Origin of the sequence: Mesorhizobium loti (assembly GCA_014189435.1) — a bacterium.
Taxonomy (GTDB): domain Bacteria; phylum Pseudomonadota; class Alphaproteobacteria; order Rhizobiales; family Rhizobiaceae; genus Mesorhizobium; species Mesorhizobium loti_G.
The window spans coordinates 1,437,539-1,449,943 of sequence record CP050293.1; the positions used below are offsets into that span (position 1 = coordinate 1,437,539).

At 55.8% G+C, this 12,405-nt stretch carries 7 protein-coding genes; 2 read left to right on the forward strand and 5 right to left on the reverse strand.

Going from position 1 to position 12,405, the window contains the following annotated elements:
• Positions 1–129 precede the first annotated feature (129 nt).
• Together HB777_06975 and HB777_06980 are read left to right on the forward strand one after the other, a co-directional pair.
• The gene (locus HB777_06975) at positions 130–1,638 is read left to right on the forward strand and encodes an IS21 family transposase (protein QND63666.1); all 1,509 of its coding nucleotides are present in this window, start codon (positions 130–132) and stop codon (positions 1,636–1,638) included.
• Positions 1,635–2,447, forward strand: a complete 813-nt coding sequence (locus HB777_06980; GenBank protein ID QND63667.1) for an ATP-binding protein — start codon at positions 1,635–1,637, stop codon at positions 2,445–2,447. Before HB777_06975 ends, HB777_06980 begins: the two co-directional genes overlap by 4 nt.
• Positions 2,448–3,279: 832 nt before the next feature.
• Here HB777_06980 and HB777_06985 read toward each other — a convergent pair.
• The 5 genes from HB777_06985 to HB777_07005 form a co-directional block, all read right to left on the reverse strand.
• Positions 3,280–5,568 carry a hypothetical protein gene (locus tag HB777_06985; GenBank protein QND63668.1) on the reverse strand — a complete coding sequence of 763 codons (2,289 nt, stop codon included), beginning with the start codon at positions 5,566–5,568 and terminating at the stop codon, positions 3,280–3,282.
• 41 nt (positions 5,569–5,609) lie between these two features.
• Entirely contained in the window at positions 5,610–8,684 is a 3,075-nt protein-coding gene (locus HB777_06990; GenBank protein ID QND63669.1) for an N-6 DNA methylase, read from the reverse strand.
• A 382-nt stretch (positions 8,685–9,066) separates the two neighbouring features.
• On the reverse strand, positions 9,067–11,160 hold the full coding sequence (locus HB777_06995) for an AAA family ATPase (GenBank protein ID QND63670.1): 2,094 nt from the start codon (positions 11,158–11,160) through the stop codon (positions 9,067–9,069).
• A 151-nt stretch (positions 11,161–11,311) separates the two neighbouring features.
• Entirely contained in the window at positions 11,312–11,647 is a 336-nt protein-coding gene (locus HB777_07000; GenBank protein QND63671.1) for a hypothetical protein, read from the reverse strand.
• A gap of 5 nt (positions 11,648–11,652) precedes the next feature.
• Complete coding sequence (locus HB777_07005) at positions 11,653–12,315, reverse strand: FRG domain-containing protein (protein ID QND68697.1); 663 nt, start codon at positions 12,313–12,315, stop codon at positions 11,653–11,655.
• Between the last annotated feature and the right edge of the window lie 90 nt (positions 12,316–12,405).

Genomic DNA, 12,405 nt, shown 5'->3' on the forward strand with positions numbered 1-12,405 from the left:
CACGGAGGGAGGGCGTAGCCCGACTGGAGGGACGTTCCTGGCGACGGCGCGAACCCACATAGGGTTCACGCCGTCTGGTGATCGCGATGTGTCGGGTGCATTTCTTCTTCCCGCTCAAAGGAAGAATGAATGTCCGGCAGTCACATCACGGATCAACAATCGAGGCTCTATATGCAAAATCGCCAGAAGCACAGTGTCCCTGTCGCGGCCGCCAAATCAGGTTTCAGCCCATCCACTGGTTATCGGATCGAATCAGACCCCCGTCCACCAAGCGAGAAGAAGTCCAAACACGAACGACGTCGGCCTGATCCATTGGAAGGGATATTCACCGAAGAGGTGGTTCCCATGCTGCAAAGCGCTCCCGGCTTGCGCCCTGTCGGCATTCTTCGTGAGCTTTGCAAGCGTCATCCCGAGCTCGATTCTGGTATTCGCCGCACACTTGAGCGCCGGATCCGCGCATGGCGCGCGATCCATGGAGGAGATCAGGATGTCATATTCCGGCAGGTTCACGAGCCGGGACGCATGGGGCTGTCGGATTTTACCCATGCACCGGGCCTCAAGGTCACGATCGCCAGCGTGACCTTCGATTACCTGCTCTATCACTTCCGACTTGCATACAGTGGATTCGAGCATGCCGAGATTGTCGAAGGCGGCGAGAGTTTTGCCGCGCTGACAAGTGGTTTGCAGAACGCCCTTTGGTCTCTCGGCGGCGCGCCGCGCGATCACCGCACGGACAGTCTTTCGGCTGCATTCCGCAATCTCAATGCCGATACCGCACAGGACATGACAGATCGGTATGAAGCGCTTTGCGCCCATTACGGCATGAAGGCCAGCCGCAACAATCGCGGCGTCGCCCACGAGAACGGCGCGGTCGAAGGATCCCATGGCGATCTGAAGCGGGAACTGGAAGATGCTCTTCTCCTGCGCGGAACGCGTGACTTTGCGGACGTCACCAGTTTTGCCGCCTTCATCGACGAGGTTGTCGGCCAGCGCAATGCCCGTCGGGCCAGGGAGATCGCCATTGAGCGCGAAAGCCTGCTGGCGCTGCCGCGCAAGCGCCAGCCCGAAGGCGAAGACGAGATCGTCTACGTCACCAGCAGTGGAGGGTTTACCCTTCGCCGGGTCTTCTACACCGTTCCTTCACGGCTGATCGGACATCGGCTGCGCGCACGGCTCTTCAAGGAGCATATCGAACTGTTCCTCGGCGGCACGTCCCTGATGAAGCTGCCGCGCGTCAGAGGCCAGCTCGGCCCCACCCAGCATGTCGTGAACTATCATCACGTCATTCATTCCCTGCGCCAGAAACCGGGGGCTTTGCCCAGACTCGGCTATCGCGATCAGCTCTTCCCCAGGGATGCCTATCGCAATCTCTACAATGCCGCCATGGAGAGGCTGCCGGAACGCGATGCCTGCCGCCTGACGGTGGAACTGCTGAGCCTGGCCCATGAGCGCAATGTCGAGGCCGCACTCGCCCACGCCATCCAGGGCGAGCTCGATGCGGGAACCTTGCCGACGCTTGACGGCATGCGCGCCCGGTTCGCGCCGAACCCGGCCTGTGTCCCGCAGGTCAGCGTCAATCTGGGTAAACTGGTCGATTACGACAGGCTTATCGGCACCCGCGTGGAGGTCACGGCATGAGACCCAACGATCCTGTCGATACCGCGCGCTTGTCCCTGATGCTCACCGATCTGCGGCTGCCGGGCATCTCCAGGGCCTGGCACACCTTCGCCGAGCGGGCTGACACCGAAGGCTGGCCGGCTTCCCGGCTGCTGGCGGCGCTTGCTGAGTTCGAGGTCGCCGAACGCGAAACGCGGCGTATGCAGCGCCACCTCACTGAAGCGCGTCTTCCTCCGGGGAAAACCCTCGATGCCTTCGACTTCACGGCTGTGCCCATGGTCTCGAAGGCCCGGGTCATGGCATTGGTCGCGGGAGATGTCTGGTTGAAGAACGGCGCCAATCTGATGCTGTTTGGCGGGCCAGGCGGCGGAAAATCGCATCTGGCGGCCGCCATCGGCGTCGGGCTGATCGAGAATGGGTGGCGTGTTCTGTTCACGCGTACCACCGACCTTGTTCAGAAACTGCAAGCCGCCCGCCGCAATCTCGATCTCGAAGGGGCCATCGCAAAGCTCGACAAGTACCATCTGCTGGTGCTCGACGACATGGCGTATGTGACCAAGGATCAGGCGGAAACCAGTGTGCTCTTTGAGCTGATCAGTGCGCGATACGAGCGCCGCTCGCTTCTCATCACCGCAAATCAGCCCTTCGGTGAATGGGACAAGGTCTTTCCCGACAAAGCCATGACGTTGGCCGCCATCGACAGACTGGTTCATCACGCGACGATCTTCGAAATGAATGTCGAGAGCTACAGGCGCAAAACCGCAATATCCCGTTTGACGGAAAACAGCGATGGCACGCCGGCAACGCTGGCCTCGGCCCTCGCTGATTGACGCGCCGCGACAAACAAACGTTAGGATAGATTGTCGCGCAAATGAAGGCCGGCCTCCCGCTTCAAACGGAGGCCGGCTTTTTTGGTGCGTTCACAGCGGCCCGCGGCAAACATCTGTCATCCTGATTGACGCGCTCCGCGACAATCCAAAAACCGGCCTGGTGTCGCGCAGCGTCAACTACGAAAAATAGCCCTTGCAACTCACCGATTCACAGCCCATCTTCACCAAATCGCGGCCACCAAACTCTTCATCCTGATCGTCGCGCTTCCCATCCAAATTGTCGCGCCATATTTCTGCGTCTGGGATCTGAGGGGTGGCTACCAGTGGCTCAGGGATGAAGACCTTTTTTACCACAAGATTCAGACGCTCGAACTGACCGACAGGACGTTTGAGCCGCGCTATCCGATTGAGCTTTCCGAAGCTGGAGAGGCATCACACAAGGACTATTTCGGGAGTCCATTTTCGGCCAAGCCGCCAAGGGCAGGGCGACCGCGGAAGCGTACCACAACGCGGAGCATTTTCGGGCTGGCTCCGGCGTACACAGTCGAATGTCCGTACTGTCGGAAGCGCTCAAGCGTTCAGCGCCAGCCACCGCCTTGAACCCGCACAAGGACGACAACGGATAGCGCAAGCTTACCCAGGAAGACAGCGGCGTTTTTAACAATGAGCAGGCATACGACCTTTGCTATTTCATTTCCTGGGGCAACCTGGCGATGCCTACGCGCTCGGGCGAGTCGGAAGCGGACTGTCAGCTTACTGAGCAATTCACCCCGGAAGCTGAACGGCCGCTTCCAGCCCATAGTCAGTGATAGCTGGCGTAGTGTGGCCGGTGCTAGTCCCCGCGGTCGCCGCGCAGCGAACCGAACATGTCCCGAACGCTATCCTCGGATGCGCGGGATTCGCGGTGGCGATCCTTATACTCATCCATCATCTGGTCGGCCCGCTGCTCCTCGTAGTCATTGTACTCGGAGTAGGCCGCGTGCAGCCGCTCCATCTCCCGACTGACGTCAACGCCAAGGCTTGATGCGAAAAGCTCGAAGTCCTCTTCTAGGCCCTTGAACTCGTCATCCTTGCGGCAGTCTCCGATCTCAGATGCGATGGATTCCCTTGAAGCTTCGAATGCGGCTCGCAAGGACGTCAGGGCTGCCGCGTTCTCGGGGTCCTCGAGGTCGAGTACGCTCACGATCTCTCGAAGCTCATCCGACCGGCAGCCAAGCTGCGCCCGTTTTATGAGGCGTTCGGCCAGCTGGCGCTCCAGTTCGGGGGCCTTAAGCGGTTCCCATGAAACCCGTTCAAGGACACGCAGAGCCTCGACACCATCATTGATTCGCACACCCCGATCGAGCCACTCTGCGATCAGCGCATCCTCAAGCGACTTGGCGAGATCGAGCATATCTTGGGTCTTCATTGCGTCGGCAAGCGGCAGGGTGGCGGCGAGACGGGCCTCCCCAGTCCACCGCATCAAACCGAGTTCAGCCCCGAAGGCGACCAGCCGATGCGGCCTCAGGACTCGGCTCTTGATGGCCGCGGCGACCGGCGCGCCGCCCTCGACCAGAGCCGCCCTGATGCCGGGGACGCCTCTTTTGCCGATCTCCCACACCCGTTCGACTTGGCTAAAATCGACTGAGCCAAGGATCAGATCAACCGCGTTCTCCGGAGCCTTACGGATCACGGCGTTCACAAGGTCCATCACCGAGGGGTCAAGAACCTCGAAGGCGTTCATGCCCGTCGGCCGAAGGAACGCATTGGCGAGTTCGGACATGGCGGTCGCCCAATCCTCCGGCCGTCGCAGCAGTCCCCAACGCGTTGCGCGGGCCTCGTGGAGCTTCTTGAAGGCCGGTTGGAGGAGTGAGCCTTCCGCCTTTCCGCCGAGGCTATAAAGCGCGAGCAGGAGGGAGCGGCCGGCGTCGCTCAGCTGTTGTTCGTAGGCGTGCAGCCAGACCTCCGAAGGGTCTCTAAGGAGATTGCGAATGAAATCACGATAGCCACTCGGCGGGACTGACTGAATGCGGCTGAAGCTCGACAGCCACTCGATGAGGCGGGGGTTGAACTTCGCATGCCGGACGACCTCAAGATAGAAGTCGGATTCTAACAACACGTCCTTGTATGGGTCGGAGAGGTCGCTGAAGTAGAGGTGGTTGTAGAGAATCTGAGCCTTCTGGCCGAAGCTGTAGTCACTGATCCGGAGCACTATTTTGTGGCTGTCGAGGCCCGCTTGACGCAATCGCTCCGAGACCGCCACGGCCTGTCCGAAAATGTGCTCACGCGTCGTCAGTACTAGGCGGGCGTTTGGCGAGGCCCTGATCGCGTCGATGAAATCGGAGATGGCACGATCCTCGTTGCCCAGTAAGGTTGATGCACGATCGCCGAGGAAGGTCGCGCCCATGAAATCGTCGAAATAGAAGATCTGAGACTTGCCTCGCTGGAATAGCCTCTGGCCCTCAGCGATATCGCGGCGAATGACGACTGGCTCCCAGTCACGCTCCAGGTGCGCGTAAAGCAGCATGTTAGCCAAGGTCGTTTTACCCACTCCCGGCGCTCCCGAGATGATAGCCACCCGGTCTCGGTCGAGAATCTCTAGCGCCTTTGGGTAAGCGTCGCTCCGCACGTTGCGGCGGATAGTAGCGTGGATCTTCTCGACCTGAAACTCGGTCTGGGTAAGGACGTCGCTGTGCATCACCCTGTCGAGAACCGCACGGCTGGCAAGCCACAGCTTGTAGTGCTTGTGCTCGATGTTCGGGCGTCGGCTGAGCAGGTTGTTGAGATCCTCCCGACCCAAAACATCCGGAACCGCCAGCGCGCCATCAAAGACTTCGGCGATCGCCCGCTTGTTGGCAGGCGAGAGCGGGACCGAGGTCGCTAGAATGTAGCGGGTCGGCTTCAGCGCCGTGACCTTAGCGACCTCAAGCCTTAGGTCGCGTATAAGACCCGTCACCCCCGTCTTCACGTAGTGCTTCACCTGGACCACCAAGTTGTGCGGACCGCGGGCGTATCTGAGATCGACGCCACCATCGCGGCCGGTCTTGAAGCTTTCTAGTAAGACGCCCCACTCGGCCTGAAGAAGGTCCCGGACAAGAGTCTCGAGGTCGTGCGGTGAAAGTTGCTGAAAGTCGTAAGGCATGGAGACCCAGTCTGAATGACGTCCCTTCATGACGCGGACACTTATGCCGAGCGCTGAGCAGCCTTCATTGCCTCGGTGATCGCGACAGTGTCAACGCTGACGCGCACGACCTTGGAGAGAAGCGCTATCATGCTCTCCTTGCGGTCGGCGAAGCTATAGGTGTTGAATTTTTTCGCGATCATGGAATCGCGGGGTTTCTTCTCCTTGTGCTGATCGAGCACCCAATCGATGGCCGAGCGGTTGCCGAGGCGATAGCCCCATGCCTCTGAAGGGATTCCGGTGATCTGGGTATCAGCATCAACGTGGATGACGCCTGCGGCGGAATCCGATTTGAGCAAGGGTTTGGGATGTGTGCCGGCGGCACGGGTGCTAGGTGTGTCGATCCGCTTGGCCGGCCAGGGTACAACATCCTCATAGCCGACGTGCATCGTCATCAGCGTTTCGCCCCATGCAGCCCATTTGGCGAAATCGGGATAGAAGGGAATGCGCGGAAATGTTCGCTTAAGATTCAATTCATATGTCTCGCGATACACGGGGTCGTGGAGGACAGCATAGACGTAACGGAAGATCGCATCCTTGGTTATGCCCTTTCTGCCGTAGTGTGCAACGAACTTGTTGAACCCCCAGTCGGTGATGTTGTCGATCCGTTCACCTGATTTGCTGTAGCGGTAGCGTGGAAGTTCCATTGTGCCTGCCGCGCTGCCCACGAAGTGTAAATCAGGCACCTGATTTACAGCGAGCGCCAGCCATGGCTTTTGCGAATCTGGTCCGGTAAACGTGATGCTAAGATTTTTGGCTTCAATCGATACCGGGAAAATTTGCTCGTTAAGGTAGTGAACTTCGTTTACTTGTGGTGAGTAGGCCAGCCACCGTGATGTGAAAGGCCGATAGGCAGCAGGCCTCAAAGGGATTTCCGCTAGCATTTTTCGCGACCGCGCCAGCGATTTTAGCAAACGAGTCCACTTGATCTGACTACCAAACCTCGGCTCCGCACTATCTGTCGAAGAAAATGGCGTGAGATCGCCTATCGCAGCTTCATAATTCTCTCTCAGGTGCGTAATTTTAGCGACCAAATTCGCCCGGGATTGATCGTATACCCAATCGTCGCGAGCGGTGACGATTCCAAGTGAATACAGGCGGAATATCGCTTTATCACGAGTTGCAGATTGCTTTGTCTTCGTCGCTTTATCCGCAACAGGCAGGAAGTCCGTGAACTCGTTGCCGCCTACCTGAATCCAGTTTCCAGCGGCGTCAGGCTTCACGGTCGTGAAGTGGAGTGTTTCGATCTTGGCACCCCCAAGCCATGCTAGTTTATCTTCCGCAATTTCCTCTTCTGGACGACGAGCGTACTTTAATGAAAAACTTCGTGCATCCTTTTTTCTGATTAGAAAAGCGATCGCCACTCCGGTTTGAATACCAAAAATGTTGTGCCGAGTTCCTGAAAGCTTGGGGTTCTCTCGCACGTCTCCGCCCAGGTCGATTAGCCACATTTCATTAAAATCTTTGGCGACGACCTTCCGAAAACCGTCGAAAGTCCGGCTTTCTATGAAGCTACGGTTTGTGACGAACGCCAGCACCCCGTCGTCGCCGAGCCGGTCGCTCGCCCAGCGATAGAAGCGAGCGTACATGTCGTAGAGCTTGGTCTTTTGCGCGGTACTCGCCTTGATGTACGTTTCCTTGATACGTCGATCTATGTGGGCATAGGTGCGGTTCTTGTTGTTGTCGCTCTCGTTCTGCTGGTTGGCGTTGTAGGGCGGGTTGCCGATGATTACGCTGATCTTGCGACGGTTTTGGCGTTTGATCCGCTCGATATTCTCGTCGCTCAGCGTGCCTAACAAATCGAACTGGTGGCCGGCGTGGATGCCGAGGGCATCGACGTTATCCAGCGTATCGACAAAGCACAGGTTCTCGAACTCTGCGAACTGGCCCGTGATCGCCTGAAAGGTTGCCTCGATATTCAGGTTGGCAACGTAGTAGGGAAGGATTGCTACCTCGTTGGCGTGAAGCTCTTCCTTATATTTGTGACGCATCTTGGCATGATCACCACGGAAATGTTCGAGCAGCTCGACGATAAACGTGCCGGTGCCGGTGGCGGGATCGAGAATCTCAACGCCCTTGTCGATCAGGTTCTTGCCAAAATGCCTCTCGCACAACAAATCCGCCGAGCGGATCATGAAGCGGACAATCTCGCCCGGCGTATAGACGACGCCCAACCGGTCGGACGCCTTTGCGTTGTAGACCTTGTAGAAATTCTCGTAGAGTCCCTTAAGGAAACCCTGCTTTTCCGAATGGCTCTGGATGACTGCCGCGGTCTGCGCGATGCCGGCGTAGTAAGGCTGAAGCGCGCGTAACAGGCGTTGCTTCTCGCCATAGCCGAACAGCTTTTCCTCCAGCTTATAGAGTTCGGAGGCGACATTGTTCTGGCGGTGGAAATCGGGGTTGTCAAACACCTTGGCGAAAATGTCTTCAGTCAGAATATGCTGTATCAGCATTTCCTGAACGTCGCTCTCGTTCACCGCAGGGTTAATCGCGTCCTGCGCATGCTTGAGGAATGCCTTCTCGGCCTTCACAAAATTTTTCGACGCTTTGCGCTTGTCGGCGATCAGTTCGCGCAGGGCGGTGAGTACGGCAGGGAGATCCTGTCCGAACTGTTTAACCGCCTTGTTAAAATCGGCGATCTCCTGCCGTTCGTGGGCGAAGAAGGTGATCAGCAGGTCATATAGCGCTTCGGTGCCGTCCATCGGCGCGCGCGCCACCTCTAAGCCGTCCTGGATCAGGATCGCGGTGTGATCATCCGAATAAATGATGTTGTCGCGCGGATAGCCTTTACGCGACTTGGCGACGATCTCGGCATCCAAATCGTCGTCGGCGTCTTTCGCCTCCCAATAGCCGAACGGGACGCGAAGGGCATGCAGCAGCGCGCCATCGAGGTAGATGCGGTTCTTCTGCCGAGTGACGATGTCGTGTTCGGAGACGAATTGCAGATCGCTGGCACGGCCCCAGCGCTTGAGCAGATCCTTGAAAGCCTCGCGCAGCACGCTCTCCCGCCGACTACCAGAAACGGCGCGCAGGCGATCCAGGTCACCGCGATATTCATTTATCAGTGCTCGGCTCAAAACCTACCCCCAGGCGACAACAAGGCCACGTACTCGAAATAGCAGGTCAGAATTTCCGTGTCAGACAAAACTGCTGATCGCTTTCTACCCAAGTGCTACCAGGCGGCACCGCCGGCAATGCGCTTCATCGCGGCTATGGAGGCAAACCTTGCTCCGCCCGGTAGCGGACATCGCGGGTGACCACCGCATGGGGAGGTATTGCGCGAAACCGGTCGTTCGTGCTCGGCTAACGTCTCGTTTTATCAGCTGACGCCTTTTGAAGAACGCAAGTCACTGTCCCACCATGGAGCGAGCTTAATACGAAAGCTCTGATTTATCCGTAGGCATGACTAGGTTTTTTCCGTCAGCGGGTGAATCTAATTTAATAATACCCACGGAGATTCTATGCGATGTTGAGTAGCCTCGTGCACTCATCAACAACATACTCAGGTACACTCTCGAATTTGTGAGGATTGAGCTGCATCACATACTCATTTTCAATATGATAGGATTCATTGATGAATTTCGTTATGATGTCGTCCTCATGTTTTCCCCTTATGATGCGAAACAGCTGAATTTTCTCGTATCCAACATCAGTCGCAAAGAACTTGTCTTTCATGGCTTTATCATCGCCCGCTACGCCCAACAGCAAATCGTAATCGAACTCCGCGATACGCATCTTAATATTTGATTCGGCCTGGGCTTTCTCGGCCACCGTCATATCGCGGGTCTCAGTCGCAGATTGGATGGTTGGTGTCGGTCGCTTCTTAAACAAGCTTGCGAGAAGATTGTACTCCAGACTCATGTTGTCCGTTATTTCATAGTAACGCCGCAAATATATTGCCTTAATCAACGCGTCATCATGAGTGGCCAGTATCTCCGTACAAATTCTTGCGAACGTGTGAATGTCACCAGACTTAATCTCCACCTCTGTTACCTTTCCATTCCTCGATGACAGGAATGTCGCAGAGGGGTGAGACCCTTGAAACACCTTAGCCGTGCTCTTGATCACATCGATTGCTGGCTCGATATCGTGTGTTAGCATGAGTGTCGTGCGATCTCGCAGACTTGCCTTGCCCCGGAAAAGTTCATACAGAATTGCGAACTTCTTGTTTTTATCGAAGGACGATATAGGGTCGTCAAGAACGATAATATCAGGATTTTCGCTGAGGACCTGATGCATGAAAAGGACTAGCGCAAATGCGTTCTTTTCGCCGTAGCTGAGATGCTTAGAAACTGCATCGATATGGTCGACAAGATCTTTGTGTAGCAGCTTCATTTTATATGAGTCTGGTTCTGGAATAATAACCACCGAGTATTTATATCCGGCTGACTTAAGAAAGCTGTTAATACTATCCTGATTCTCTTCGATTGCCTTTTTAATCTTTGATTTGTGCTTGCTAACGCTGCCTTTCAAGGCGCCAACCTGCTTCATCAGCGCTTCGAGCTGCGCGTTAATCGGGTCAGTCACATTGCGAGTTTCGACGGATTCTAGCTTGTCGATCATGCCGAGGTCAATTTTAAGAAGCTGTATTTTGTCGCCGATCTCGTCAACGTCCCGCAAGGAGAAGAACGAGATTGTTCGAAGCCCTTCGAGCTTCACGATGAGCGCTTCAATGTCCGTTTTGAGACCGCTCAGAAAACTTTTCTCCGGAGCTGTTAGTTCGAGCTTGGCTTTGGTGATCTTTTCAAGATTTTCTTGGCATTTGGCGCTGAAATATTTCCCGAGACGTTCAATCACAGCCTTGAGGGTGTTGAGATGGCCAATCGCGGTTGCGTCATACTCTTTGGCGACGGCCAGGGGGATGTCTTTTAGAGGCCCCTCGGGCAAGGCTGTTGAGCAGTATGGGCATGTATCCCCAAGCTTTAAGAACTCGTTGCCTTTGATCTGCCAACCGATCCACTTCGATGGGTCCTGACTTTTGATGAACGATTCAAAGGGCTTAAGCGCTTCCGGTATGTTTTCAATTTTGTTACCCGAGCCATAAGCTTTGAGGAGTTTACTCGATTTTGGAATTGAGCCGTCCGCATTGGTTTTACCGAAAGCGTCACGAAGCTCCTTGAGGTCTTTTGTTGTCTGCTCTATTTCGGCATTGTCTGAAAATGCCTTTTTGATACCTGCAAATAGAGCCTCAATCTCAAGCATTGTGTTGGAATACTCTGGGGTTTTGATAAATATATCAAAACTGTTTTTTACGACTTCGTCCTGCTGAAACGCAAATTGATTGACGTATTCTTCATCAAATACGAGAGCCGATGTGATTCCATCGATACCACTTACCTTCGGCTGGCCAGATCCAACCTTACCCCGACCTTTGAAGGGCACTAGATTCTGAAGAGTTCCGTCGTTACGAGCTTGACTCACTATTGCTTTGGCGATTGTGCTCTTTCCTAATCCATTAGGGCCGTACTTTATGTTTAGGCTGCCTTTCTTGATAACGATATCTGCGCAATCTATGCTGTTGCAGCTTTCAATTTTTATCTGATAATCGGCCATGATACCCCTCTTGCTCAATTATCGTGAATTTTGCGGATGCGTTCGCAGGTGGTTATAAAGCATACGCAACGTTGGATGTAGCGCGTCGGCTTGGGAAAGAGCGTTTGGCCGCCGTGGCGCGATTGGAGTTGATCCGAGCATCAGGTCATGGTCACGCGTAGAACGAAGACGTATCGACGGTCATCCGATCCACAATCGGCGTTTCCCCGTCAAAATGCCCCTCGAAAGTGCCCGGAAAGCTTTCAGACGTCGTCAGGCCGTCGTCGCCATCGCGCGCGCCATACTGCAGGACAACGTACCAGGTGATTGGACCCGAGAACTGGGCACCATCGATCCGGACCTCCCTTTCAAATGTCTCTACCGTGTCCACGCGGGTATTCGACGACAAAAGAGCGAGATCGGCCCATGCCTCAGTTTCGTTCGGCTCCATATCCTGCACTGCCAGAGCAACCCGTTGCTGCTTCAGTTGACGTTCCTGGTTGTCCATTCGCGTTATCCAATCATCGGCGTGCCAATGCCTATACCCGCCTCGTAGCGCCACTTGAGCGTATCGCACAGGCCCGGAAGGTCGGGATAGATGTGGCTATGGTCCATGCCGAGCTTGAACAGCCGACGTCTGAACCTCGCGCGCATGTTGGCCGGGATGATGAAGCTCTCTGCTCCCTTCGCCAACCAAGGCTTGTCGGGTTCGTTGTGAACAGAGAAGAGGCCCCGCTGGTTGACGATTCGCGACGCTGACCGGCTAGGAACGAGGAAGAGCACTCGATCGATCTCGAAAGGGTTTGTGTCCTTCAACGGATCGACGATCTCTCCTTCGGAAATGCTGTAGCCGTGCACCACGGCATCATCCTTTTGGTCACCGCTTGAAACCGCGAAGAAGCAAGCCACGAGAGGGTTAGACGACCAATCGAGGAGACGTGTGGGCAGACCGTGATGTTGCGCGACCGCGAGCCAGTCCCAATCGCCGGCAAGAGGCGTGGTCATGAATGGCACCGCCGCTCGTTGGAACGCGCGGAAGACCCGCTCCTCATTCAACGGGCTGTAGATGGCCGGAGGTCGCCCAACCGAAGGGATAAATTTGTGCATGTCCGAGCCGCAGCCGCGAAACACCCAACGCGTGTGTGTCTTTTGATCGATGTACTCCATGAAACGCATCCAGTGCCGCTGCGCTTCGCGAACCAAATCCTCCAACTTCTGTCGGTCAATACCCTCAGAAGAGGCGCGATAGGCCTGGCGCGGGCCAAG

Excerpts from the sequence above, each read along its gene's own strand:
- HB777_06995 (QND63670.1), bottom strand. The coding sequence starts at position 11,160 with ATGGCCGATTATCAGATAAAAATTGAAAGCTGCAACAGCATAGATTGC.
- HB777_06980 (QND63667.1), top strand. The coding sequence starts at position 1,635 with ATGAGACCCAACGATCCTGTCGATACCGCGCGCTTGTCCCTGATGCTC.
- HB777_06985 (QND63668.1), bottom strand. The coding sequence starts at position 5,568 with ATGCCTTACGACTTTCAGCAACTTTCACCGCACGACCTCGAGACTCTT.
- HB777_07000 (QND63671.1), bottom strand. The coding sequence starts at position 11,647 with ATGGACAACCAGGAACGTCAACTGAAGCAGCAACGGGTTGCTCTGGCA.
- HB777_07005 (QND68697.1), bottom strand. The coding sequence starts at position 12,315 with ATGCGTTTCATGGAGTACATCGATCAAAAGACACACACGCGTTGGGTG.
- HB777_06975 (QND63666.1), top strand. The coding sequence starts at position 130 with ATGTCCGGCAGTCACATCACGGATCAACAATCGAGGCTCTATATGCAA.